The organism is Bacillus sp. SRB3LM, from assembly GCF_015712745.1.
Taxonomy (GTDB): domain Bacteria; phylum Bacillota; class Bacilli; order Bacillales; family Bacillaceae_G; genus Bacillus_A; species Bacillus_A thuringiensis_K.
Window position 1 is genome coordinate 381,485 of sequence record NZ_VWVQ01000076.1, and the last position, 26,792, is coordinate 408,276.

The following is a 26,792-nucleotide window of genomic DNA, read 5'->3' on the forward strand; positions in this document are numbered from 1 at the left end:
AGGGGAGAGGAGATGACCGAGGGTTAAGGCTGGTTTTTTGGGGGTTAGGGATGTGTGGGGCGGCGGAGCCGAGCCACCGAGCGCCGCGCAGCAAGCGAGAGGAGTGAGCTAAAGGCGAACGAAGGAGGAGAGAACGCCGAGCTTGTTGTGTGAAGTGAACGATGCCCGCCGCACCGATTATGTAGTTTTTAAAACTTTTCCCTTGCCCTGCTATCTGATTCATTCGAATCAAGATACCAGAACAAGGAAAGCTTCAGGATTTCATCTGGTTTAGCGAAGATATAGGGAATCCCGAAACCTCCCTATATATCAACGATTTTTGACAATCGTAAGTGATGAACCAGACGATGAACGCAAGCATCACAGTTTCATACCTAATTCATCAGTAATTCATAAGGTTAATTTGTGCATATAAATCTCATATTTGTTTGAATACGTTTGAAATACGGATTTTAGTATGTTTCTAGTTTAGATGAATGATTTGCACATATTGCGTGAGTATTGTTCGTTTTTTGAGATATAAGATTTTTTAAGATGGTTGTAAATATTTTAAAAACTAAAAGGTAAATTAGAAATATAGGATACTCTTATTTATTAAATCTTGTTTTAAAAGAATTAAAAACATTAAATACATTAGGATTTATTTTGGAGCTTTTATCCTTACTCTCCCAAGGTCTTAGAGATTTTTTCTTATTCAATTCCTTATTTAATTGCTGATGAAAGTTAGCTGGCATTCTATGATAAATCTCACATGTTTTTTTGCTGAAAGCGGTGCTAACACCTCAAAGCTAAATAATGAGATTAATAGATTCTAAAAATAACAATCATGATTGCATGACAAAAAGCCTTGTCACTGTCATTTTTTTGAACAAGGCTACAGTATTCTTATTTTGTTGTTAGGCACAGGCTTTAAGAGTTTGGATCTAGACATTTCCGGAATACATCAAATGAAATCTTACTCTTATAAGGCTTTCCAAATGTCGTAGTAGCGAAATATTCGTTTGCTTCACGAGTACGGCGTTTTCTAAGTTCTTTTACACTATTCGTATACATTTTTATGAAATGTGCAGGGGTACTTACATCTGCTTGGTTATATTCAAACCATTGTACACAATCTTTGAAAATCTTTTTTGTATCTCGATCTATATCTGCTGGCATACGTAAAGCGATTGTATAAGCATCTTTTTCAGTTATATTTGTGTCTTGGGTTAGAATGTACACATAAAGTTTCTGTTGTGCTTCACTCATGTGGTCATTCATTTCTTCTAATCTTGCCACCAGTTTATCTCGTAAGCTAGCTTCTAATTTTTTATCTTTGTCAGAATTCGTTTTTTGTTCTTCAGCTTCTACTTCAACAGGTTCGACAGGAGTGAATAAATCGAATCCATGGCATGTAGAAACGGGAGTACCCTCTTTTTTATCTGTATCCTTATGTTTTTTCTTACCAATTTTCTTGGACAGAAACTCTGTAAATGTAGAAAAAATATTGATTGTTAATGCCCATTTTTGCTTAAAATATTCAATAATTTTCAAGTAATTATTATGTAGGCTTAAAATGTAGATAGATGGCGCAATTTTATTGTGACGTCTGGTTTTAATTTGATGACATACTTCCAGATCTTCTAGCCAATTCAGAATAAAGTTGATTAGTGGTACAGAAATACCCGATTTTTGGCTAATTTTCTCTTGTCTAACTTGAGAAAATCCCTCTTGAACAAGGTAGGAAAGCACGGTTTCAAGTGCTTCATATCGGCGTGGCGTTTTCTCGAAGTATTCTTTTGTAGTTTTACCTTCACATTCGAATAGAATACTATCAATATCTTTGATTACACTTTTGACTGCTTGATTGATAGCTCCCGTCTTACATTTAGGAATACGATATAATCGAGGGGATAGTTCTCGTTTTGCTGTACTTAGTAAAAAATTAGTTAATAACATAAAAAGACCTCCTATTTTTCCCCAGTACACACTCTCAGAAAAATATTGGGAAAATAGCAGTTCTTATTCACATAATTATCGCTTTGTGTTATAATTTCTATATAAAAGCGAATATTTTATATGTAATATAAAGAACCTCTACTTTCTGGGATATTTCAATTGGCGCTAGCTTGCCGGCCTGTTACCAATTGAATATAGACTGAGTGGGGTTTTTTTATTTGTTTTTTAAGTAAAATCTATTCTTCTTCTATTTTACAAGTCACAAGCATTAATATCAACACTAAAAATGTGAACTCTGTATAATGAGTGTGAAGTAATTAGTTTTATTTTAAATAATCAGAAAATTCAGTTAAAATTATTTCATAAATTCCTGAATCTCCTTATGATAAAATTAATAAACATAGTTAAATTAAAATAGAGGATTAAAAGGGTGAATTTCTATGTTTGATATACATAAAAGAATGAACTTGTATCTAGAGTCTTCTAAGTTAGAACATAAATTGGTTGCAAAAGAATTAGGCATACCAGAAACTACATTCTCAAATTGGTATACAAAAGGGCAAAATATTTCAATATACTCACTAATGAAAATTTCAGTAAAATTGTCTCCTTTAGATCGGAATATTCAAGAAGATGATCTTATTCAACATTTAAAGAAACACAGTAGACAAAACATAAATGTGAAAACAGCATTTCTAATTGCACATTTAAATGGTTTTGACAAATTATTAAATTACATAATTGATTTATGTGAAAAGCATTGTGAATTAGAAATGCAGAGATGTTTTAAGATTTTTCGTTTGTTTAAATATCGCTTAAATGAATCTAAGGGATTGGAAGAAATCTTTTTAGAAATTGAAAGTTCAAGACCGTTAAACAATAAAAAACATTTCCAAGTTGGTATGTTTTGTGACATCTTAAGTATGTTAATTTTATGTGATTCAGGAAAAGTTGATTTAATGGAAACGTATAAGCAGAGGATAGAAAAAAATTTAAAATTATTGAAAAATAAAGAATTAAAGAAGTTATATAATTTTTGGATAGAAAGTATATGGGGTTATGGAGTATTAAGAGGTAATGATATTGTTGGTTTTCAAAAGATTTATAAAGGTTTAATGGAGTTTGATGATTTGAGTTTTTTTCCAGTAATGCAAGCTGTGATAGATAGTAGAATGGGAGAGAGTAACTTATTCTCGAATGAAAAGGATGCATTTTATTATTTAGAAAAGGCCTGTAATGTTTTATCATCTCTAGGAGAAAAACATAAATATAAAATTGCATTAAATACTTTAAATTTCTTGAGAATAATAAAGTGGAAAGACATTGATAAAATCGATATGAACACCTTAGATATAGCAGAAAAAAGCTTGTATTTCATCAAGGATAATGAGGAGGCCCAAGCTAATAAATTACTAGATTATCTTGAACAAAAAAACAAGTGTTTAAGTCCTATTCAGCGTGTCTATAGGGGGATGGCTAATAATGATTTAAATGAAATTTCAAAGGCTATTGATGCAATGAAGGCAAAAAATGACTTTTTTTATGCAGGATTTGCGCAACAAATCTTTAATGAATATAAAGAGAAAAGTATTCAAAGTATTGGAAAGGGATTTTAAAAATGAAAAAAGTTATCTTTATTCTGATAATGTCGTTTTTAGTTCTAATTAGTAGCGTAAACTTAGGATTAACAAATGAATATAATAAAATAAAAAATGTACATTTTGAGTCGCAAGGATTGCAAAAAAACAATATCCTTATGATGAGGACTGATCCCGGGGGTGGAATGTAGAGTAATAACAAAATGAAAATATGTAAAATCACAAAAGACGTCGTAAATACGATGTCTTTTGTGATTTTATAAAGGATTTTATTAGTACGTAAGCAGGAATTTATGAAATTCAAAATTATAAAAGGTGGCGCTGTTTAATGATCTTAGACAAAGAGTTACTACTAAAAATTCTTGAAAATATTGATTTAGAAACATTAGGAGACTGGATAGATTTATGTGGAGATATCTCTAAAAAATAAGTTTGTATGTCACTTTTTCAGTTGTTTTCCTTTTTCTTTTTCATCAACCTCTATTAACAGAAAATTGGCGTATCTAAGTAATTCTTTTTCTATATATGGTTTATATTCTTCTGGGACACTCATGTATTTATCATAAAGCAATTGTGATAAGCGATGGACAGGGTCTTCTTCTCCTTCTACTCTTTGAAGAAGTTCATCATCGCTTATCATATGATTTAATAAATATGCTTCACTAACATTAAAATAATTAGCAATTTCATGGATTTTATTGATTCGTGGTATTTTTTCTCCTGTTTCCCAGCTGGAAATAGTTCTGTAAGTCGTATTGAGATCTGCCGCTAACTCATACCTATCTAAACCTCTTATGGTTCTGAGTTTTTTTATATTTTTTCCCAGTATATTTTTTTTCATATCAATAATCACTCCTATACTTACTATAATAAATGCAAAAAAACTTAATGTAGGAAGTTTTGATGTAAAAATTACATTTTAAGTGTTGACAGACACCTTTAAGGTGTTTATTATGTATTTAAGGAGGTGAGAGAATGAATAATTGCGAACAAAAAATTTCGATTATTAAAAATATTAGAAATGAACAAGGTATGCTTCTTAAAAAAGTTGCAGCAGATTTAAATTTAAATAAAAGTGTACTACAGGCTATTGAATCTGGAAGAAAAAGTACAATTGCTGAACGTGCACATAGTATTGCCGCTTTTTATAATCGACCAGTTGAAGAATTGTTTATACCTACTTATTATCGAGCGCGAATTGTATAAATCAAAAACCATAAGAAATTGTTTAACTGTTCTTTGAAAACTTAATGACTCTAAAGGAGCTGTAAGAAATGATATTGAAACGATCGTATCAAGCACTACTACTCATCACGAGTGTACTCTTATTGGTGATGAGTTTCTTCATTCCTCTCAACAAAGCAAGTGCCGAGATAATCAATCATGAAAAGTACAACATGGATTGGGCATATTCTCCACAGTATGGGAAAGAGGTGCGGACAGAACTACTCAAGAATGCAAGTGGTCAAATAGCTTATTGCCTGGTATACGGCCTGAAATCGCCTAATGGTCAAGACCTTCCTGAGAGCGGACGAACAAACGATATTGTGTACCGTGTCTTGTTAAATGGATACCCACAAAAGAGTCCAGAAGAATTAGGGGTTTCCACTTGGGAACAGGCGCATTATTCGACACAGCTGGCCTTATGGAATTCATTAGGGCAAATCAATACGGCAGAATTACAATTTAAAGATGCAGCTGTTGAAAAAGCAACGAAAGCAATCATTCATGCAGCGGATCAGAGTCAAGACACACAAGATGTATACATGAATGTAGTTCCAACAGATAAGAAAGAAGCACAGCTAAACGGCGAATATTTTGAAACTACAACATATACAGTACAAACAAACGCGAAAAAAGGTACTTTCAAGGTACAAATGAACAATGCGCCACAAGGTACACGTGTTGTTACAGAACAAGGTGAAGCCAAAGAAATGTTCCTGATAGGAGAAAAATTCCGTATTCAAGTACCGAAATCCTCTAAGAGTAACGAACTATCCTTAAAAGTTGTTTCAAATCTAACGAATTACAATGCGATTGCATATAAGGGAACTGAAACCATCCAGGATGCAACGGTTTTGTTAGAACGTAGTACAGAGCAAGTAAGTACAGACTTACAAGTGTACTGGAAAGCAAATGGTTCACTCAAAGTAATGAAAGTGGATGAGAACAAAAAGCCACTTCCAGGTGCAGTGTTTACAGTCTTAAATAGCGGTCAAGAAGTTATGGGAACGATTACAGCTAATGAGAACGGTGTAGCCGAACTTGGTAACTTAGAGCTAGGTACGTACACGGTTAAAGAAGTAAAAGCACCTACAGGGTATGTTTTAGATGCAAATCCTAAAACATTTGAAGTAAAAACAGGTGAAGTTGCTGTTGTTGAAATGAAGAATGAACAAATCAAAGGAAATGTACAGCTTTTGAAAGTAGATCAAGATGGTAAGAAGAAATTGGAAGGCGCAGTATTTATCCTTGCGGATGCAAAAGGGAATGCAATACATGAGTACACAACAGATAAAGATGGCCTAATCAAAGTTGATAATTTGAAGTATGGGGAGTATCAATTTATCGAAAAATCTTCTCCAGTGGGCTACATCTTAGTTAAAGAACCAATTCCTTTCAGCATTAAGGAAAATGGAAAGAAAATCGAATTAATCGCAAAAAATACAAAAGCAAAAGGAACGATTGAAATTACAAAAGTAGATGTAGCAGATGGGAATAACAAATTGCCAAGTGCAGAGTTTACAATTTACGATGAACAAGGCACTTTAGTAGTCAAAGGCAAAACAAACGAGCAAGGAATTGCGAAATTTGAGAAGCTTCCAGCAGGGGCATATACGTATAAAGAAACTCTCGCCCTAGACAGCTACCTAATTAACGAAGAGACATTCTCTTTTAATATCAAAGAAGATGGTCAAATTATCAAACATACAGTACAAGATAAGAAAAAAGAAATTCCACCAACACCAGAAAAACCACAACCAGAAAAGCCAGAATATCCTCAACCACAACCGGAGAACACACCACAGGTGATTGAAAAGCCTGTAACAACACCAGAGAAACCACACATCATTGAAAAACAACCAGAACAACTAAAACAAATCAAAGAACAACCGAAGAAAGTAGAAAGTCATTTGCCAACAACAGGCGGTAAAGCGGAAAATCCATATTGGAAATGGATCGGGGCTACACTTGTAGTTCTAGGCGGTATCGCAGCTGTTCATGCAATTAGAAAACGTAAAGAACCAAAAGCAAAAATATAAAAACACTCTCAACTGATAAGGGAGGGCGGGATATAATGTGCGTGTTTGATGTACATTATCAGATTGATGGGATCAAATACAAAAAATCGTATTTGCTAGCATTACCTGAAGATGGGTTTCAGTTGCGAAACAATATACAACATGTTCTATTTCAAGATCACCAACAAGCAGTTACAATCCTTTCTACAGATTTAGAAGATCTATTTTTAGAAGAAGAGTAAAGAGAGAAAGAATGGAAACGTAAAAAGGCATAAAAATATAGAATATTTCTATTTAACGATATAAAAAGATAAATAAATAAAAGGAGGATTTCTCATGAAATCAATTAAGCACATGCGAAGCAAACGTGGTTTTTATATCGGTAGATTGAGTCAACAAATGGCAAATCAAGCGAATCATTCAAAAAATTCATCTGAATTGGCTGGAATTACAGGAAGAGGGATGGCATTTTCAAGTTTTTTAATGACATTAGCTGGTCATCAAAAAGGGATGAAACTGATTGATCCAAAATCCAATTTCCATAAACATTTTCACAAGTGATAACAAGTTTAGTTTAGGAAGGATGCTCTTTCATAAGAGCATCCTCCATCAAAAAAAAGAGGAACAGAAACCATGTATACCAATCGGCATGAATGCTGGGAATTATTTTGGAAAGAACAACTCACGGTAGAAGATGAGTTGGATGTAGAACAAATGAAACAAGAACTCTTTGAATATAAAACATTGCTAGATCAGATGAATCAACTCCAACACGCATCCGCACAACCTCACATTTTAGTCCAATTAGCGATAGAACAACGTATACAAAAACACCAACAAAAAGTAGTAGCGCTTGCTTAGTCCATATAAGAAATGAGGTGGAAAAGTGGCACGTAGTAAGTTTGATAAAGAACTTGAAAACATGCTTGAAAAGAACTGGAAACCGCTTCTTGTTTTAGGGGGTGCGGGCTTTGTCTGGTACTCCAAAGAAAAAATATTGGCGGAAATCATGAAATATGTACCAACAGCAATTGATGTAACAGTTAGTATATGCCGCCTGATCTTGTTAGGAATCTTAATCTATACAATAATCCGCATCGTCCTACATTACTTGTATGTATATTTTGAGAAAAAGCGATATCAATACGTGATGTTTATCCCGCATATCGATGATGACGTGACAGCAGAAAAGTTGGGTCAAATGATTCGCCATGTGCATAATACAGGGCGAAAACCATTGGAACGTCTATGGAAAGGGCGAGAATGGTACCGAATGATCATGTTTCGTCCGGAAGGGACAAAAGAACGTGTGCGCTTCTATATTGGTGGTCCCAAAGATGAATTAAAGCGTGTTGTGCAAGCGATGAGAAGTGTGTATGAACATGCTGAAGTCTACGGAGTTTCTCGTAATGAAGTGCCTTTCCCATCTAAAAAAGCAGTAGGTGGACGAATGGTACTCAAACGAAAACGAGCAGCCACGTTATCACTCGCTCGTTACAAGAAAGACCTGTTACCGATGCTGGGAAACGCAATGGAAGAAAAAACATGGGTAGACATCGCCTTTTCACCAGACAATGGATATCACCTTACAAAAGGGATTCGTAAAGCGGAAAAAGCACTCAAAAAGAAACATGAATTAGACACATTCGAAAAAGAGGAAATCAGAGCATTGAATAAACGTTTCTCAAATAACGAAGTGGCATTTCAGGTATCTGTTTCCTTTGCAAGTGAACATTATCCTGGTGTACCAGTCATTAAAAATATTGGTCATATGGTAGCAAGTATCATGGCTGATGTAAATGAGTTACGGTACAGACGCCTCAAGCGTTGCATGCCCACCGTACCAAATCCGATATATGGAAAGATGGTATGGACCAGTTCAGAACTTTTGAACGTGTTTCACCTTCCAGATGTGACAGGAGATAAAGAAAAGAAGGCAGAACAACGCATTCTTTATTTAGATAAAGGGGAGGCAATGCTGCCAAACGATATGTTGGCGGAAGGAATCGCAATTGGTCACGTCATGCATCCCTATATTAAAGATCGATTAGTAAGAATTAAAGAGAAGTATTTAAGCAACCACGGCTATATCACAGGAAAAGTAGGGAAAGGGAAAAGTTCCTTAGTTATGGCTTTAATGCAGAGTCGTATTGATCGGTGGATTGAAAATCCAGATAAAGAAGGTGGGTTCTCATTATTTGATCCGGCACAAGATTTAGCACTTGTTACGATGAATCGTTTGTTAAAAGCAGAGCTTGACGGAAAAATAGTAGATTGGAGCAAGGTTCATTTTATACGCTTTCGGGATACCAAATATCCTCCAGCACTTAATTTACTCCATAGATTTCCAGATGAAGCAGGAGATGAGGTGCAGGCAGTCGTTGAATCTATTATGGAAATTATTAAAACTGTGATTCCAGGGCAAGCGCCGCAAACCGAAAGGTTGCTAGAAAACATAATAGGAACATTGTTATCCGATACCTCACGCATACACACGATTTTGAGTGTCCCACTGTTTATTACAGATGAAGCATTTCGCAGACATGTTTTGAATCATGTAAAAGGGCCACAGAAACAGTACTACATGAACTACTGGGAATTTGAGGTGGAGAACGCATTAGAAGACAGTAAACAGGCGATATTGAACCGTTTAGATATGTTTCGGAATACATCTTACCTCAAGAGAATGTTTGGTCAAACAGACTGTTTTTTAAATATTCGAAAATGGATGGATCAAGGTCATATCGTTATTTTTGATGTTCTAGGAATGGGCAAGAAAGATTTAGCTGTGACAGGTGCATATATTGCCAATCAATATCATCGTATTGCACAGAAACGGCCAATTGGATCTAAACTACATCTTATGCTTATCGACGAAGCACACGATTTTAAAATACCGATTCTTAGCAAAGTTGTAGCAAAAGACCGTAAGCATGGATTAGGACTTTGGATCTTAACGCAACGAGTAGAGGGGCAATTAGACCCGGATTTAAACGAAGCATTACGAGAAGCGGGTGGTAATTTCTTTGTATGTGGTCAAGGGATGAGATCAGCAAGAATTTTGGAAGGTGTTATGCAAAATAAGTTCAGAGCGGATTATTTGCAAGGTCTACCCAACTTAGTAGCGGCGATTCAAACACAAGAGAAGCTGGAAGGAGATACAGAAGAACGAAACGTTTGGTGTACCGTTCGAATCCCTCCACTAAATCGGTATTTACCTAACGGTAATGTAGCTGATTATCTAAAAAAAGAAGAAACACAAGCCGCAAATGATTGGACCAAATCAAAAATTACAGAATTGGAACAGCATAGTGGCAAATCGGCAGAGGAAATTGATAAAGAAATTGATGAGTTTTTATATACAAAAGCTAAATATCTTACGCCAAAAAATGAAACTACAAAAGCACCAGATCGACAAGAGAAACAGGCACCTGTCAACCTAGAAAAGGAATCAAAAGTGAAACTTGTAGTGGTGGGTTCAAATGAAGAACGTCCAGCACGTAAGAAAAGAAAAAGTATGTTCGACGACTGGTAAAAGGGGTAATTGTTATGAAGGTAGTGGCTTTATTAGAAGAAGACGAACAAGTTTTAGTAAATATATATACGCACCTTTTTGTCGATGTGGAGTACGTCACGATGCGTCATTACGATGGATATAACAAACGCTCTGTATATAATCGTCTCCGTAAGTTAGAGTTGGCGAGTTACATTAAAAGTGAATACTTGCCAGTACCAACTATAAGAGGACAAAAGCGATCAAATGTTAGACCTAAGAAGGTGTATACATTAACCAAAAAAGGAGTAGATACCGTACGTGACTTGCGAGGAGATGTGAGGTGGAAAGCCAAATGGTCTGTACGTGCACCGCATTTTGTCTATCACAGTATCATGTTGGCTCATGTAGAGTGTGCGATGACCCATGCGTCTAAGAAGCAAGATTCGAGGATATTAAGAGAGTGGATTAGTGAGGTGCTTGGCACATTTAAATATACGAACAGTAGAAAAAAATCAAAAAAGGAGGGGGCTGGCATTATTCGACCTGATGGAGTAGCGATCATTGGGAATAAAAGAAACGTTTCGGCAAATGGCATTCTCTTCTTAGAAATGGAGCGCTCTTTTAGTACAAAAGAGGTGCTCATAGAGAAAATAACTCGTTATAACGAATTTATGAGACAACAAAAGATGGATGAATACGAAAAACACGCAGGGATTTCTTACCCTGTCGGGCAGTGTTCCCTTACTTTTATCGCTGGAAGTAAAAACAGAGAAAATGAGATAATGCGCTATTTAAAAGGTGTTGAAAGTCCAGAAATTCCAGTGTTTATTACATTATACGAAGACATACTACAAAATCCATTTGGCGAGATCTTCCGCGATATTGAAGAAATGGATGAAAAAGTGGGGTTATAAGATCGTGTTTAAATTTATTATTTCGTTTGTTGCAAGCATCATCACATTAGTTGTTTTCTCAGATTGGATTTTTGCAAGAGTACCAGGATCACGTGCGGCCTGGGAAGCAATCCAAAGTAAAGTAATGGAAACTTACTATACCCAAGGATGGGAAGGGGTACTGATTTTGGGAGTCGTTGCAGTTGGTGTATATAAAATGGTGGATCGATAGAGGTGAAAATTAAGATGGATATGCATCCAATTACGCTTGTAAAGTGTTTAGGACTAGGGATATGTTTATATTCGCTTTTAGGGGTACTTATTTGTGCCAAGCGAAAACAGTGGGAAGGCTGCATGAAATTCTTAGGGTGTGGCTTTTGTCTTGAGTGAAGGAATTGTAGAGGTTGCAAAGTATATTGGTGGTCCCATCGCATTTGGTGGTGGATCTTAACGAATAAAGGGGTGAGGGATTGTGCCGATTATTGGTTTGAATCCTGATTACATGCAAGGAAATTATCTAGTGGAGAGCATTGTAATAAGTATTTTACTACTCGTTGCAATTGTCCGTTTGGTTCAGCTGAAAAAATGGGGGATGTGTACGTTAAGTTTTGGTGTATGGCTATTCCTACTCATTGTAATGTTTTTTGGGAAAGAACTAGCGAATATAGGACCAATTATAGGTGGTCCAATCAATCCAGGGTTTTAACAGCTAAGAAAAAGTTTATAGGATTTGGTCATGTTCCAAAAAATCGTAAAAAGAAAGGATGGAACGACATGTTTATCTATAAGGAAATATACGAACGAGGGAATTTGGAAGAGGCAGATTGCCGGTTTATCGATCAGGTTTGCAGTCAGCTCGATTGCGGGGAAAGTTATGATATTTGTTTATCTATGACAGATACGTATCTACAGAAAATTTTGGTGATGGGAAATGGAAAGATACTTGAAATAGAGATTGGCCTACATCTAGACGAATTGGAATGGAAATGTGATTGTAAAGAACTCACAAAAGAAAAAGCAATTTCAGAAGTGGAATATGAATTAAGTTGTTACAACAATTTTCAACAAGCACGAATGGAGAAAGGTTCGGGGTTTAAAAAAGAGGTGGAGAGCTTTCTTGAACTGTTAAAAGAAAGGGAGAGTGCATGATGGAAAGCGTCCTGGAAGTGAATTGTGAGGAAGGGAGGAACTGTTTATGTGGAAGAAGATAAGGAACTGGTTTCAAAAAACCAAAAATGGAAAAGAAGGTGAACCACGTAAGGCATTACGTGTTCCCTCTTATAGAGGTAGATTGATAGGGAAATGGCTTTTTTGGGGGTTATTAGCCTGGATGTTTTTCGTTTCCTGTACCACAGTCTTCAAAACGATGAAGGCAGACGCAAAAGTAACGCCGCAAACAGAAACAAAACAAGTGGTGCCTGAGCAAAACCTTGCGACACGCCCAGAAGCGATTGAATTTGCACGTTTATTTACAAAAGAGTACTTTACCTGGAAGAGGGGAGAGGAAGATCTTAGAAAGCGTGCAGAGCGTTTGAAAATATATCTATCCAAAGATGTAGACTCACAAGCTGGTGTAGAAACGAATGCTTTACAATGGGATTCAGAATTTCTTGCCGCAACACTTTTAAAAGTGGATGACAAGAAGCAAAAAGAAGCCAACGTGATCTTTAAAGTGAAATATAAATTACACCGCATGAAACCGGATAACAGTGGGGAAGAGGTCAAAGAAGTGATGCAACAAGTTTCCATCCCAGTTCAAACAGATGGGAAAGCATTTGTCGTAAATCGGTTACCACAGGTTGTGAAAATCAATGAGAAAGCAACGGTAAAAGAAACAGAAGATGAACGAGAAGAAGTGAAAGATGTGAAGGCAAAAACAGAGATTCGTGAGTTTTTACCAACATTTTTCAAATCGTATACAACCGCAACGCAAAAAGAACTGGCATATGTACTTGAGAATCCAGAAATTAAAGGTTTAGAAGGCAGCATGAAGTTAGATAAGATCATTTCTTCCAAAGTATATCCAGGAAAAACAAAAGGAACATATGAGGTGCAAGCAGAGGTATTGCTAATTGATGCACATTCGGAAACAAAAATGAAGGCTGCTTATACCTTGGTTGTGAAACAAACTGGAAAGCAATTTGTTGTGACAGACTTACAAAATTAAGGAAACGAGAGGGGAATGTATATGTTAGATATTATGAATTATTTCATGCTAGGAATGGGTTTAGAGGGAGTATTTGAAGAAGCGAAAACGCAAGGAACTTACGCACTATACATTGTGTTTATCGGAATTGGTGTTTACTTAGGATTTAAGCGTGCTTGGACATTATTCGCATCTTTAGTTGTAGGAGGCGGGGCATTGGTGTTCTTTATTAATAAACCGGATGCATTGAAAGCCATCGGAACATTCCTCGGTGGACTTGTCGGTCTGTAAGAAAAAGGAGGGAACCGCATGCAAGAACCAAAACAAAATGGAATTGTATCATATTGTTTCGGAAGCTATATGAGTTTCATGAGAAGACAATATGAGCTCATGGGGAAAAGACTTCCTCGCGCTGTGACGTGGCGCGCAATGGGATACTTTGTAGTGGTAGAAGCGGTGCTAGTAGCGCTCCGCTTCCTCCCCCCTTTTACATGGTGGCTCAGTGATATCATTGATCAATTTTATCTCGTATACTACATTGTTCTCCCTATTTTTCTTATCTGGGGTGTGGACCAATACAAAACAGATGACAAATCCCTTTTTTCTTATGTACGATCTTGTACGACATTTACATTTCGAAATCATCGAAGAAGTCGTTTAGCTTCTATCCCCAAATTAACCAAACATGTTGTGCGAGGAACAACGTTCATACAGTATCAACCGGAAGATGTTCAAAGTACGCAACAAATAGATCAAAAGAACACAGATATACATGCCTATTCAGTAACATTTTTAAATCAAGAGGAGGAATGTAAGAATGTTGAAAAGTATGAAACGCAATCCGCTGAAACACATTGAAAAGAATTTGGCATTTAGTATAGATGGTCGCTGTTCCTCGGTATATGAAGTAAACGGATTTGGATATGATCACAAAGATGAAAGTACAAAAAAAGCGTATTACCGCAATCAACTCGCTTTATTTACCCACCAAGAATACGATGTACAATTTCTTGTCATTCCCCGGACAACAGATTGTGATGAAATTATCGATCAGCACATTGCAACGTTAAAAGGACCGACAGCACCAACAGGACATTTCTTTTTTGAACAAGTGAAAAAGTACCTTCGGAACTCATCGCTCGCAAAAGAAAGCATGGAGTACCGCTTTTACGTACTGGTTCAGATGAACCAAGCAAAAAAGGAACGGAAAATGATCAATCCTGTCGTAGAATCTATGAAATTCTTCAAAAAAACATGGGAGGGCTTCACACAAACAGCGCACAACGTTTCAGGATTAGGGGCGACAGATATTTTAGAAGAGGAAATCGAATCGTATTTAGAAACAGAAGAACTTGTTTATCATCAAGTACGTAGCGCTTTTCAAAATACAAAACGTGCCAATCCAACCTCTATTCGTTTTCTCTTCCAACATAACTTTACACGCGGTATGACAGAACCGGTCCACGATAAACAATGGAAAGTGGGCTCCACACTTGAAATGGAAAACGAACAAGGAGAAACAGTACGGGTGAGGCGACCAGACTTACAGAAGATGATTCAGTTAACAGATTGTGTTATTGATGAAAGTCCAGGACGTTCTCTGGTGCTGGAACAACAGAATGAACAGGGAGAAATAGAAACAGCGCATGTAGCCTTTCTAGCTATGAAAAGTATGCCAGAAGCATCTGTTTTCCCAGGGGGAGAGTGGATTTATAGACTGCAATCTCAAACTTTGAAATTCCCTGTTGAAATGAGTATTCGTGCACATCACTTAGAAAATCAAATGGTCACGAAAAAATTAACAAATAGTGAAATGGAATTAGAAGATCAGCAAAAACAAGCGATGATGGGACGCGGTTCAAAGGATATGACGATTGAGAGAAAAAGGCAAGGCGTTCGTATTGTCAAAGATCGTTTTGAGACTTCAGGTGCTCCAGGATATGAATTAAGCGTCTTGTTTTGTGTGTACGCTCATGATGCGAAGACATTGCAAACGAGAATCGAAGCACTTAAAACGGAATATAGAAAAATGAAAATAGAACTGGTAAATTCATTTGGAGATCAACTCGCTTACTTTTATGAATTTCTACCAGGTTCCAAACGATACAACAAAGATTTTAAATTGTTTGTAGAACCAGGCATACTCGCACAAGGGATGTTTGGTGCTACAACACAAATCGGGGACAATCAAGGTTTCTACTTTGCAAAAACCAAAAAATTAAATCGCCCTGTCTTTATTCGGCCAGACTTGGCAGCCAAAGCACTTGAATACATCATTACAGAGTTTGAGAGTCTATCCGTCATGTTTGCGGGGCAAACCGGGAAAGGAAAGTCGTTCCTCATGAACTTGTTAGCCTTTTGGATTGTCCTTAGCGGAGGTAGAGCATTCATCGTAGATCCTAAGGGGGACAGGGGAAAATGGAGCAAGTTATTACCAGGATTTAATAAACCTGAGATGGGATTTTTAGAAATTTGGACACTTGGAAAGGAAAAAGAAGATGCAGGGTGTTTGGATCCATTCCGAATTAGTGCCACAACAGAAGATGCGAAGAGCTTGGCGCTCGAAGTTTTAACATCTTTATCAGAAGTCGGGTTAAATGATACAAGGTACGATTACTTATATAAAGCAATTGAAATTGTCGCAAAGGAAAAAGATGCTTGTTTAACATTAGTTCGTGTAGAGCTGGAAAAAATGAAATTACATGAAAATTTATTACCAACTGAGCGAGAACAATTAAATGCATTAACAAATCGATTGGCAACATTAGAAAGTATCCAGCTTGGGGATTTATTATTTGGGAAACCTGGTCAGAATTACCGTGTCATCAGCTTAGAAAGACCGTTGCAGGTGGTGCAGATTCAGCACTTACAGATTCCAAAAGGAGACCCGCATACAAATGAAAGTGTAACAGATAAGTTGTCACGTAGCATTTTAGTCACGCTTGGTGCATTCGCAAAATCGATGATGCATTCAGACCGTGAGGTATTTAAGATTTACATGTTAGATGAAGCATCCAGTATGTTAAAAAATCGTGAGGGTGGCCGTATCTCCGATAAAATTATTCGAGAAGGGCGTTATCATAACATGGGGTTGTATTCGGGAACACAAAACGCATCGGATTATAATTCGGAAAATAGAGAGATTGCGAACGTTGGAATGAAGTTCTGTTTTTCTCTGAAGCATGATGATGAGGCAAAGGAAATGCTGAAATATTATAACCTACCTATCACTGAAGAAAATGTGCGAATGCTTAGAGAGCTTAGAAGGGGCGAAGCATTGTTCCAGGACATTTACGGTAGAACAGCGATTGTAGATATTGATCCCGTATTCGAAGAATTGGCACATGCATTTGATTCCTCTACCAAAACCGATGAAGAACGTTCCATGCAAATGGCGTAAAGCGTAGTACAATACAGATAAAAGAATTCTAAATTATCTGTATATGGAGGATGGAAAAAATGAAAAAGACAAAATTCGTATCTGGAATGTGCGTGGCATGCATGTTAGTACTTGGTGGAATGTCTGGTTGTGGAACGAACGAAACAAAGAGTACAGTAAATCAACAAGAAAGCAAAAAGGAAAGAGAAATGAAAGAAGCGGATAAAGCCGCAATGGAGTATGTAAGAGCGTTTATTGATCTTGACTCAACGAAATTAGAATCGTTATTTTATAAACCATATAAATTCATGGAAGGTGGAAACTCACATCCAGGGGCAAATAAAGGTATAGAAGAAAGATATGATTTATATCGTTACGATTTAAAAGAAGGGAAAGATGAGTATTACTATCACGTAAAATATTATCACCCTGTTCAAGAGAGAAAACGAGTGATGGACTTGAAAATGGTAAAAGATAAGAAGGATGGTAAATGGAAAAATTATGAATGGGCATGGGAGGACAATTACAGTTTAGAGTCCATTGTTGGTAGTATGAAACCAACCCATGTTCATAAATGGGGGCAAAAGGAATGAAGAAATTACTTTCACTTTGCATGATGTTGGTATTTCTATTCATGCCGCTAGGGTCATCCGTTACCCTAGCGGAAGAAGAGAAAAAACAAGAGCAAACAGGGCAACGGATATCAGAAAACTTATTCAAAGGGTACACAGATGACGTGTATAAAGGAAAATATTACGAGGTGGATACAGAAGCACCTAAAAAAGATGAGAAAGGGGTCATAGAAAAAGTAGGTAGTTATTTCTTTGGAGAAGATAGTATAGGGCAAGACATTCAGCGTATGATTTATACGACTTGTCAATGGTTTGTGAATTTGGCTTTTAAGCTGAACATTATGCTAACGCAACTCACCATGTTTTTAGTAGATCAAGCGTTGAATTTAGATATTGTTTCAGGTGTAGCGGATAAATTAGCAGCATCCATGCAAAATATCTCTGGTATTGGTGAAGATGAAGAGGGGAATGTAAACTTTTTAAGCGGAGGGTTATTTCCATCTATCATTAGCTTGATGTGCGTATTATCAGGATGCTATGCAGCATATGTCTTTTTTATAAAGCGTCAGCCGACAGCGGGATTAAATGAACTGGTGAAAACAGTGTTAGTGATTGCATTTATTCTCGTCTTTATTGGAAATGCAGGTACTGTACTGAAAACTGCAAATACAATTAGTTCGGAAGTTAGTACAACGATTTTAGCGAAGGCAACAGGTACAGTCGCTGGAGAGCCAGGTCGCTCACAAAAACAGGCAATATCTTCAGTTAAGAAACAAATTTGGAGTATTTTAGTAGAAAGACCGTACTTATTTATGCAGTATGGGGAAGATTCAAAGGAGAAAATTGGTGCAGGACGTGTTGATGAATTATTAAAAACAGCACCAGGTAAAAATAGAAATAATATTGTAAAAGAGGAAGTAGAGAAAAAAGGTAATCAAATGATGAAATTAGATTCTGTAGGGGATCGAATCATCTTCACACTTATCTATTACATCGTGAACACATTTATAGGAATTCCTATTCTTGCATTCTGTTTACTAATTGTAGCTTTCCAATTATGGTTTCTTGTCATGAGTTTAATTGCACCAATTGTTTTAGCTGTAGCTTTATTACCAGGGCATCGTAAAGTCATTGAGAGCTGGGTAACACAATGGATTAGACCACTCGCATTAAAAGTCTTAATGTCTATTATGTTGGTTATTATTTTCACAGTATCAGAGTTATTGTATGTGTTACCAGAAGCAGGGCTTGCGGGATATGTATCAACAATGGTGTTCCAAATTATCGTGTTTATCTTATGTTATATCTTCCGTGACAGCATTACAGCATCCTTCAAGAAAACAAAAAACATTTATAGAACAGTGACAGATATCTCGCTGATGACAGAGAATTTTGCAAATCGCGGAAAAGAAATGGCAATGGATGTCGGTGGAGCAGTAAGTGAACGAGTTGGAGATCATTTTAACTCGGCAGCTGAACTAGTCGCAGCTGGTGAGCCAGAACCGATAGAAAAGGGAGAAACAAAAGAAGAGGAAGATAAGAAACCAAAACTCGCGAAAGTAGATGTTCCAGCCGATTTGTCAGCTTATGAGAAGAATGAAGAGAGCGAAGAAGACGAAGAAAATAGTAAAAGTAAACAACTCATTTCTTTACAAGATCATAGACAAGAAGAGCAAGAAGATCCAGAACAAAATGAACAGGATATGCCAGAGCAACAACTTGTACGATTGGATCCAGAAGAATTAGAAAAAGTATTGGAAACAGCTGAAGAAGCGGGAGTAATAGATACTGAAAATCAGGACCAAGATAGAGAATATGCGAGTTTAGGAGAATTTACAGATACAACACCACTAGAAGAGAATTTAGAGGAGTTACCACACTTAGATATTCCACAAGAACATATATCCGATGACATAGTACCCAATGATCCAGTAGCATTAGATAAAAATGTTATTCCAGAAATCATGCCAGAACAAATAGGCACTGAAGGAGTTATTTATCCGCAAGATACAGATATAGATGTCGAGTCAACTATACAAGGGAATATAACTGAAACATCTATCATTTCAGCACCAAGGGAAACAGCAACTATTCCAGATTTAATTCCAGCTGCAGTAAATCCAGATGGAGAAATTAGTTCAAAACAAGAAATCGGGATTCCGGTAACGCCATCAGAAATTGCAACTACAAATGTAGGTTCTATGGTGTCACAAGGTGTTATTGAAACGCCAATTGTATCTACACCAGCTGAAACCGTAACTATTCCAGGTTTAATCCCAGCAACCATAACCCCAGATGGAGAAATCCGCCCACAACAAGAAATCGGAGTTCCAGTACTGCCATCAGAAATTGCAACTTCAACTATTACAGCAAATACACACGTGGATGCTGTGCTACCACAAGATGTTATGGAAACACCTAGTGTATCGACACCAAATGAAACAGTAACTATTCCGGATGCTATAGCTGCTGGAAGTGAAGATTGGAACTTGCCAACACAGGAGCCGAAACAATTAAATCATCTAGACTCAATGGAAGACAAATAACATTCTAGAGGTGAGGGTATCCCTCACCTCTAGTTCCAATATGGGAAGGGGGAAGTAGGTGATGAAGGCACAAATTAAAGAGCACATCGATGAGATGGTGCAAGAAGAGCTTGTAAAGAATACGCAAAAAAAGAAAAAGAAACCTGGGAAACTTCGAATATTTTTCTTTATCTTACTTGCTAAGATTTTCGGTATTGTATTATTTTTTAGCTTCCTTGTATTTGTATTATTTGGGCAAGGCATGGGAAAGAAAGAGGAGACACCACCATCTACGGTCCAAAGTAATGGGATGACAGTGTGTCGTCCAGGAGGGAAGACGGTGACGCCGGAAGAAATACAACCGCATTTAGGTGGTGTGTTCACAGGGCAGGCACAGTCTTTTTTAAACGCAGGAACACAAAATCAAATCGATCCTGTTTTACTAGCAGCTATAGCGAAACTAGAGACGGGAAACGGTACTTCAAACGCTGTTAAAAATTATAACAATCCAGGTGGTTTGATGGACCCAAGTAGTTCTCAAATGAAGGGATTTCAGAAGTTTGCCACACTTGAAGAAGGGATTAGCGCCATGGCGCGCAACTTATATAAAAACTATATTGGCATGGGGATTACAACGATTGAAGCAATTGGCGCCAAATATGCACCACCAGGTGCCGCAAATGATCCACATGGTACGAATGGGTTGTGGCCCATATTGGTAACGAAATTTGTCGGTCAAATGGGAGGACTGTCGTTTAATTGTGAAGCGGGAAAGCCTGGGGGTGTCGTGGATACTGGTGCAGCAAGCTCGCAAGGGTTTATCCGGCCAATTGCACAAACAACGATTACAAGTCCATTTGGGCCACGTTGGGGTACGATTCATAAAGGAATTGATTATTCTTGCCAAGACGGTGTCACCGCAATAGCTTCGTCGAAAAGTGGGGTTGTAGAATTAGCGAAGTTTGGCGAAGGCGGTTCTGGATTCGGTGGCTATGTGCGCCCATAAGGGCATATAAGAATACGGGAACTGGGCAACCCGTAAGGAACTAGAGGTTAGTGTAACTCCTTATCATCAGCAAACTTATCCTAAGAGGAAACTCAAGGGGGAGTACAGCATGTTTGCAACGCGTTAAGTTGCTAAGTTACCCAAGCACAACTGAAACGCTAGATGAAAAGAATTGAATGAGGATGAATGCTGGATTGCGTGAACGATAACCAGAGGACGCCTAGCGAAGCGGTAGACGGAAGGTAACTATAAAACGTCTAGTAGTCATATGTTGTCTATCACCATAGCTAATAGACAACTTTAACCTTAGTGACTATCCACTTGTAATTAACATGAAATGGTGAAAGTCGCATCCGACATCAATTCAAGCCTATGTTCTTATATGTCTAAATGGGGATTGCCTAAGTCAGAATGCTTAAAAGAGCTATGACATGTAGATGTTTGAATATCTGATAAGGCAACGGAGAGTCCATAGTAGTCTGAGCAAGGGAAAGCCTTGTACATGGCGAAGGGACCAAGTCATTCAGTCTTATTATAAATCGGAAAGGAGCGGAATGCTTCATGCAAATTCCAGAGGTCGTAATAGACAATTTAATGAAGAAATCTCAAAGTAATCAACAATACACATTTCAAAGGCTATATAGGAATCTATATAATCAACAATTTTTCCTAGAAGCGTATGGGAAGTTAAGTAAAAATCCGGGAAACATGACAAAAGGATCAGATCAGAAAACAATAGACGGAATGAGTTTACAACGGATAGAACGATTAATTGAACAATTGAAAAATCAAAGCTATAAACCAAATCCATCTAAAAGAATCTACATTGAGAAGAAAAATAGTCATAAAAAAAGACCATTAGGTTTACCATCTGTCGATGACAAGTTAGTACAAGAGGTCGTAAGGAGGATATTAGAAGCGATTTATGAGCCTATTTTTAAAGAGACATCTCATGGTTTTAGACCAAACAAAAGTTGTCACACGGCGCTAATTCAATTAAAAAAGAATTTCACTGGTGCTAAATGGTTCATAGAAGGTGACATCAAAGGATTCTTTGATAACATTGACCATCACATTCTAATAAAATTACTTCGCAAACGAATCAAAGACGAAAAATTTATTCAGCTTATATGGAAATTTCTTAAAGCGGGTTACCTAGAAAACTGGCAGTATCATCGCACATATAGTGGAACACCACAAGGCGGGATTATCAGTCCTATTCTTTCTAATATCTATTTACACGAACTTGATGTATTCATGGAGCAATTTATAGACACGTTTAATCAAGGAAAAACTAGACAGCGATTAAAAGAATACAGAAGTTTCGAAAAGAGACTAAGTCAGTTGAAAAAATCAGAGAATGAATGGATAGAAATGACTGGTGAAGAAAGAGAAGCCCACCTACGAGAAAAAGCTGAAATATATAAAGAGCGAGAAAGTGTTCCAGCTCTAAATCCTATGGACAACACCTTTAAGAGAATGAAATATGTTCGCTACGCAGATGACTTTATCATCGGAATTATAGGAAGTAAAAACGATGCTGAAGAAATTAAAAGGAAAATCAAAGAGTTTCTGGACATAAATCTTCGGATAGAGTTATCAGAATCAAAGACATACATTACTAACGCCAATAAGAAAAAAGCCAGGTTCCTTGGGTATGACATCACAACGCAAAGCACCTACAAAAGAAAAACTAGTCGGGGGTTTTACCAAAGATTCCAAGGGAATATCCTGTTGTACGTTCCGTACGAAAAATGGGTACAAAAACTTGTAGAAAAGAAAATGGTCAAGATGGATGGTAAACAATGGATATCGCAATGTAGAACAGAGCTTATATCAATAGATGATTTGGAGATTATTAGCGTGTATGACAGTGAGCTGAGAGGGTTCTATGAATACTACAAAATAGCAAATAACGTGAGTGTATTAAACAAAATGGCTTATTTTGTGGAATACAGTATGTACAAAACATTTGCAAGTAAATATAGAAAATCCATGAAGAAAATCATCGCAAAGTACAGCAAAAACGGCGAATTCACCGTTGAATACCAAACGAAATCAGGTATGAAAGAAAAACGTTTAATTAAATCGTTCAAAAAAGTTACGAAATTATCCGATTCAAAAGAGATAGATACAATCCCTAATACGCTGAAATATTCAGGAAGAACCAGTTTGATTGAAAGATTACAAGCGGAGAAATGTGAATATTGTGGTGCTACCGGTGTGAAACTCGAGATTCACCACGTCCGAAAACTAAAAGATATCAAACGCAAGAAACAGCTCGAGAAATGGGAAGAAAGAATGATATCAAGAAACAGAGGGACAATAGCACTTTGTGGACCAGGTCAAGGAAATGACTGTCACAAAAGATTACACAAGGGAACTCTTCATTAAAAGAATGATAGTGAGCCGTATACAAGGAGACTTGTAAGTACGGTTCTGGAGGAGGGGTGACGGTAAACCTAGCTAAGCAATTAGCCAAGGCGACCGCTCCCTATCCAAACGGAAACGTAGTTGTTATCAATCATGGGAATGGATATTGGAGTTTATACGGTCATATGTCGTCCATTACTGTACAAGAAGGACAAAACATTGGAGTCGGGCAACAAGTAGGTGTTTGCGGAAGAACAGGGCAAGTAACAGGGCCACATCTTCACTTTGAGATCAAAACATCTTTGAGGTTTGGTCAAATCGACCCAGCACCTTATTTGCCGAAATAAGCGGAAAGAAAGGGAGAATTAGGGATGAAACAGGGAATCGTTGGTTTAATCATAGTTGTACTAGTGGGTATCAGTGTATGGTTATGGAATCAAAATCGTACCTTACAGTATAAAGTTGAGCAGACAGAAAAGAAATGGACGGAACAAGTAAAAGAGCTAAAAACAGAGAATCGAGCATTGGAAAAGCGCGTAACAGTTTTAACAGAAAATACGCAAGATAAAGGGCAAGAAGTAGCGAAACAGTTTGTAGAGCTGTTAATACAGAATGATAACAAGCAAAAAGAAAAGCCAGGGTTTGAAAAGATCAAAGAAATGATAACAGGAGAAGCACGAAACAAATTATTAAATGCACCAGAGGATGCACATAACCATATAGAAGATGATGGGTCTATGCACATTCAAACGAAAGCAAAGATAACGGATATGTATTACATTAAAACCGCTGATAATAAAGCCGATGTAACGGTTAAATATGATTATCTTGTAACGGTTGATGGAACAGAACAACAAGAAAAACACACCATGAAATTAAATTTACTATTAGAAGGTGAAAAATGGTTTGTAGAAAATTATGAGTTCCAAATCAATACAGGAATTGAAGGGCCATAGAGAAAGGAATGAGGGGAGTTGGTAAATAAAAATGTATTGCATCATATTGGATATGAAATATTGCAAGAAACGTTTGTATTGATTCGAAATGTATTTTCCTATTCAAATCAAGATGAATCCAGTGTGACATATGTACGAGAAATCGCGGATGCCTTGCATAATATCCCGCATTCGATTCAGAAACAACATGATAAATTCCTGGAATTTGAGTTTAAATTGCTAGAAGAAACATTAATGCAAATGGATTTTGGAAAGGTTGCCGCACAAAACATTCCCCATTTTAGAATGTATGCGGCACGTGTACAGCAATTGTTACAGGAGCGCTATAAAGAAGTGTAATCGAGTGGAAATGGGGCGATAAAAAATGATCGTATTGGGAATTGGGCTTTCAGTTTTGCTGATAGCCTTTTTATTTATCCAGGTATATCCGTTCCATGAACAGAAGTTAGAACAAAGAAAATATGATGAATATGGAATTTTGATCATTATTTGCACAGGGGTATGTCTTTATGTTTCGCATCATTTTTTACAAGAAAACATGTGGAAATGGGGATTAAAAATTGTTGGTGCAACATTTTTTACAGGATTTTCAATTGGCTGCGTTGGAAAACAGCTTATATATGATTTTCAACACAAAAAGTTTCCATTCCAGAAAAAATGACGTTTCAGCTTCGTTTGTAATCGCCTTCAAAGAAACTCTTAATATGTTTGGTATCGAATAAGATTATGTCTTTTATTTGGTGTTTTAAGTGGCTTAAATGAGTTTTTAGAGGGGAAGGGGTGTTGGAATGATTTTTTTTAAGGTTATTGCATATATTTTTCTAAGTATAGGAGTTTGTAAGCTTGTTTTGGCAGGAATAGCCGCAATTGTAAAGAAACAAATGATAATCGCAAATATAAACCTATTATTGGCCATGTATTATTTTTGTTCGGGAAGTCTTCTTTATTTGTGCACGTTATGGGAAACACAAGATATTTTTCTACAAGCCTTTTGGATTTTAATTGTAGGAATTGCAATCATCCGATTGAGAAAAAGCTGGTACGTATCACAAATGCGTACCCATCTTCAAAAACTACAAGAGCAAGTGATAAATAAGAATGATTTGTGAGGGAATCCAGGAGAAAAGGAGTGGAGAAATCTTGATACATCAATATGAATTAATTTTCTCAGTGATGTATAGCGGCAAGGTAACAGATTCACAATCTACGATTATTCCAGCACAATCTTTAGAGGAAGCAAGTGAAAAATTGCAATTGGAAGTAAAGTGGTGATTAGGAAAATGTAGTATAAAAGTGAATTCCGCAAGTTTATTTGTTTCAGAGGAAGTTCAATATACAGTCTTACAAAAGTGAAAATCAATATCGTATATAAAAAGGAGGAAATTAATATGTTATGTCCAGTATGTATCAAAAGAGAAGAAAGGGAATTTGAAATGATCCCCATGTATGACGAACATCCAAATTGGATTCTTTTTTGCAAGAAATGCGATCATCGACATGAAAATGAAGAAGTAAGCCCTCTTCCTTATTGAAAGTAATAAATCGAAAAGTCTTGTTTTTACAGCAAGACTTTTTTGTTATTTTGTGGGGCTGTTTTTACATGGAAATTCCTATTGTAAAAGGGTATTAAGTTGCGGTTTTGAGAGGCGTAAAATCTTTTGTTTTTTTGGGGAGAAATCGCTGAGAAATGCTGAAATGACAGTATTTTTTTATGATCCAGATATATGTACTTAAGTCTATGTGACAGATGGAGAGATTTTCAAAGTTATGGAGTATGAAAAATCTATTTTAGATACAAAACATAAGAAAATTGTGCTTCTGCTGATTGAAATGGCTAGATTATATGATGAAATGGATCATTCAAGTGGTTGGAAGTGTGTTCGGAAGGGAGTAGAATTTCTGTTATGATAGAAAAATCAATGAATCAGTGAGGTGAAAGTAATGATTTTTTTATTTCGATTTGATGTGACAGACAAGGGAATGGATTTTATTCTAAATGAAGAAATAGCAAAAGATATGTATCCTGATTTGGAAGAAATGCTCCGTGATTTAGTGAAATCTTTATGCTCAATACTTGAATACTATAAAGTCTATAACAAAAAGAAAACCATCTTTTCAGGTGTCATTCACGAAAATGGGGAAGCGGAGGTTACACTCAGTAAATGTTTAGGAGAATACATTGATCTATATACTAAGAAACAAATTATCTTTGATCATGGAAAACTTATTACTGAACTTTGTACCACAATCATGGATCGGAGATCAGCAGAAGCACAATTAAAAGGTTTGATGAGTGGTGAGTAGTTCAATGAAAGTACGTGTTAGAAAAGCTTTATACATACGTAGAAAAATAAAGCACTCATGGCTAATTTGTTGTATACTAAAGAAGCTCAAGCAAGAACTATATTATGCGGTTTTAGGCATAAAAAAACGTCTTTTATCAGCACATAAAAGACGTTTTTTATTTGGATATTATTAACATAGCATGCCTTATGAGTAGTAAGACATGCTACTTTTAGAAAATGTGCTGATTGTGAAATGTATATTATCCCTAAATAGCTTGTTGCACAAACCGAATCCGCAAGTATATCATATCATAAATCAATGGTGAAAAAGCGATGTGTTTCACCATTCTTTGTATATATTTCTAATTAGATGTATACTAAAT

Annotated in this window: 25 protein-coding genes and 3 pseudogenes; 26 read left to right on the forward strand and 2 right to left on the reverse strand. The window is 36.6% G+C overall.

Annotation, left to right across the window (positions count from 1 at the left end; translation table 11 throughout):
- Positions 1-909 precede the first annotated feature (909 nt).
- Positions 910-1,938: a Replicase RepFR55 gene (locus F3I02_RS23220; protein WP_196477469.1), complete on the reverse strand. Its 1,029-nt coding sequence runs from the start codon at positions 1,936-1,938 to the stop codon at positions 910-912.
- Positions 1,939-2,378: 440 nt separating this feature from the next.
- On the opposite strand from F3I02_RS23220, the gene F3I02_RS23225 reads away from it, so the two are divergent.
- Positions 2,379-3,554: an AimR family lysis-lysogeny pheromone receptor gene (locus F3I02_RS23225; RefSeq protein ID WP_196477470.1), complete on the forward strand. Its 1,176-nt coding sequence runs from the start codon at positions 2,379-2,381 to the stop codon at positions 3,552-3,554.
- Positions 3,555-3,975: 421 nt separating this feature from the next.
- Here the strand turns inward: F3I02_RS23225 and F3I02_RS23230 are convergent, their stop codons facing one another.
- On the reverse strand, positions 3,976-4,383 hold the full coding sequence (locus F3I02_RS23230) for a helix-turn-helix domain-containing protein (RefSeq protein WP_179871737.1): 408 nt from the start codon (positions 4,381-4,383) through the stop codon (positions 3,976-3,978).
- Positions 4,384-4,511: 128 nt separating this feature from the next.
- On the opposite strand from F3I02_RS23230, the gene F3I02_RS23235 reads away from it, so the two are divergent.
- The 25 genes and pseudogenes from F3I02_RS23235 (at position 4,512) to F3I02_RS23355 (ending at position 26,428) form a co-directional block, all read left to right on the forward strand.
- Positions 4,512-4,742, forward strand: a complete 231-nt coding sequence (locus F3I02_RS23235) for a helix-turn-helix domain-containing protein (protein ID WP_196477471.1) — start codon at positions 4,512-4,514, stop codon at positions 4,740-4,742.
- A 68-nt stretch (positions 4,743-4,810) separates the two neighbouring features.
- Positions 4,811-6,799, forward strand: coding sequence for an MSCRAMM family protein (locus F3I02_RS23240; RefSeq protein ID WP_196477472.1), 1,989 nt, complete (start codon positions 4,811-4,813; stop codon positions 6,797-6,799).
- Positions 6,800-6,834: 35 nt separating this feature from the next.
- Positions 6,835-7,020 carry a hypothetical protein gene (locus tag F3I02_RS23245; RefSeq protein ID WP_078185327.1) on the forward strand — a complete coding sequence of 62 codons (186 nt, stop codon included), beginning with the start codon at positions 6,835-6,837 and terminating at the stop codon, positions 7,018-7,020.
- 94 nt (positions 7,021-7,114) lie between these two features.
- Positions 7,115-7,339, forward strand: a complete 225-nt coding sequence (locus F3I02_RS23250) for a hypothetical protein (protein WP_196477473.1) — start codon at positions 7,115-7,117, stop codon at positions 7,337-7,339.
- A gap of 72 nt (positions 7,340-7,411) precedes the next feature.
- Entirely contained in the window at positions 7,412-7,639 is a 228-nt protein-coding gene (locus F3I02_RS23255; protein ID WP_078185329.1) for a hypothetical protein, read from the forward strand.
- A 25-nt stretch (positions 7,640-7,664) separates the two neighbouring features.
- Positions 7,665-10,313, forward strand: coding sequence for an ATP-binding protein (locus F3I02_RS23260; protein WP_196477474.1), 2,649 nt, complete (start codon positions 7,665-7,667; stop codon positions 10,311-10,313).
- Positions 10,314-10,327: 14 nt separating this feature from the next.
- The gene (locus F3I02_RS23265) at positions 10,328-11,188 is read left to right on the forward strand and encodes a replication-relaxation family protein (protein ID WP_196477475.1); all 861 of its coding nucleotides are present in this window, start codon (positions 10,328-10,330) and stop codon (positions 11,186-11,188) included.
- A gap of 4 nt (positions 11,189-11,192) precedes the next feature.
- Positions 11,193-11,399, forward strand: a complete 207-nt coding sequence (locus F3I02_RS23270) for a hypothetical protein (RefSeq protein ID WP_078185381.1) — start codon at positions 11,193-11,195, stop codon at positions 11,397-11,399.
- Between the two features lie 240 nt (positions 11,400-11,639).
- On the forward strand, positions 11,640-11,873 hold the full coding sequence (locus tag F3I02_RS23275) for a hypothetical protein (RefSeq protein WP_196477476.1): 234 nt from the start codon (positions 11,640-11,642) through the stop codon (positions 11,871-11,873).
- Positions 11,874-11,941: 68 nt separating this feature from the next.
- Positions 11,942-12,316 carry a hypothetical protein gene (locus tag F3I02_RS23280; protein ID WP_196477477.1) on the forward strand — a complete coding sequence of 125 codons (375 nt, stop codon included), beginning with the start codon at positions 11,942-11,944 and terminating at the stop codon, positions 12,314-12,316.
- A gap of 46 nt (positions 12,317-12,362) precedes the next feature.
- The gene (locus tag F3I02_RS23285) at positions 12,363-13,334 is read left to right on the forward strand and encodes a conjugal transfer protein (RefSeq protein ID WP_196477478.1); all 972 of its coding nucleotides are present in this window, start codon (positions 12,363-12,365) and stop codon (positions 13,332-13,334) included.
- 15 nt (positions 13,335-13,349) lie between these two features.
- Positions 13,350-13,604, forward strand: coding sequence for a TcpD family membrane protein (locus F3I02_RS23290; protein WP_371410145.1), 255 nt, complete (start codon positions 13,350-13,352; stop codon positions 13,602-13,604).
- Between the two features lie 18 nt (positions 13,605-13,622).
- Positions 13,623-14,171, forward strand: coding sequence for a TcpE family conjugal transfer membrane protein (locus tag F3I02_RS23295; RefSeq protein WP_196477479.1), 549 nt, complete (start codon positions 13,623-13,625; stop codon positions 14,169-14,171).
- Entirely contained in the window at positions 14,131-16,713 is a 2,583-nt protein-coding gene (locus F3I02_RS23300) for an ATP-binding protein (RefSeq protein ID WP_196477480.1), read from the forward strand. Before F3I02_RS23295 ends, F3I02_RS23300 begins: the two co-directional genes overlap by 41 nt.
- 59 nt (positions 16,714-16,772) lie before the next feature.
- Positions 16,773-17,285 carry a hypothetical protein gene (locus F3I02_RS23305; protein WP_196477481.1) on the forward strand — a complete coding sequence of 171 codons (513 nt, stop codon included), beginning with the start codon at positions 16,773-16,775 and terminating at the stop codon, positions 17,283-17,285.
- A complete protein-coding gene (locus F3I02_RS23310; RefSeq protein ID WP_196477482.1) occupies positions 17,282-19,810 on the forward strand; it encodes a CD3337/EF1877 family mobilome membrane protein in 2,529 nt (842 codons plus the stop codon). Before F3I02_RS23305 ends, F3I02_RS23310 begins: the two co-directional genes overlap by 4 nt.
- Before the next feature lie 61 nt (positions 19,811-19,871).
- Positions 19,872-20,783 (forward strand): annotated as a pseudogene (locus F3I02_RS23315) (glucosaminidase domain-containing protein); the annotation flags it as partial.
- A gap of 573 nt (positions 20,784-21,356) precedes the next feature.
- The gene (locus F3I02_RS23320; protein WP_196477483.1) at positions 21,357-23,189 is read left to right on the forward strand and encodes a reverse transcriptase/maturase family protein; all 1,833 of its coding nucleotides are present in this window, start codon (positions 21,357-21,359) and stop codon (positions 23,187-23,189) included.
- Positions 23,190-23,299: 110 nt separating this feature from the next.
- Positions 23,300-23,515 (forward strand): annotated as a pseudogene (locus F3I02_RS23325) (M23 family metallopeptidase); the annotation flags it as partial.
- A 24-nt stretch (positions 23,516-23,539) separates the two neighbouring features.
- Positions 23,540-24,124: a hypothetical protein gene (locus F3I02_RS23330; protein ID WP_000808980.1), complete on the forward strand. Its 585-nt coding sequence runs from the start codon at positions 23,540-23,542 to the stop codon at positions 24,122-24,124.
- Positions 24,125-24,142: 18 nt separating this feature from the next.
- A complete protein-coding gene (locus F3I02_RS23335) occupies positions 24,143-24,463 on the forward strand; it encodes a hypothetical protein (protein ID WP_196477484.1) in 321 nt (106 codons plus the stop codon).
- Positions 24,464-24,488: 25 nt separating this feature from the next.
- Positions 24,489-24,785, forward strand: coding sequence for a hypothetical protein (locus tag F3I02_RS23340; protein ID WP_196477485.1), 297 nt, complete (start codon positions 24,489-24,491; stop codon positions 24,783-24,785).
- Positions 24,786-24,912: 127 nt separating this feature from the next.
- Positions 24,913-25,233 carry a hypothetical protein gene (locus F3I02_RS23345; protein ID WP_196477486.1) on the forward strand — a complete coding sequence of 107 codons (321 nt, stop codon included), beginning with the start codon at positions 24,913-24,915 and terminating at the stop codon, positions 25,231-25,233.
- A gap of 31 nt (positions 25,234-25,264) precedes the next feature.
- Positions 25,265-25,477, forward strand: a pseudogene (locus tag F3I02_RS23350) (hypothetical protein).
- A 588-nt stretch (positions 25,478-26,065) separates the two neighbouring features.
- Positions 26,066-26,428 carry a hypothetical protein gene (locus F3I02_RS23355; RefSeq protein ID WP_196477487.1) on the forward strand — a complete coding sequence of 121 codons (363 nt, stop codon included), beginning with the start codon at positions 26,066-26,068 and terminating at the stop codon, positions 26,426-26,428.
- Positions 26,429-26,792: the final 364 nt, after the last annotated feature.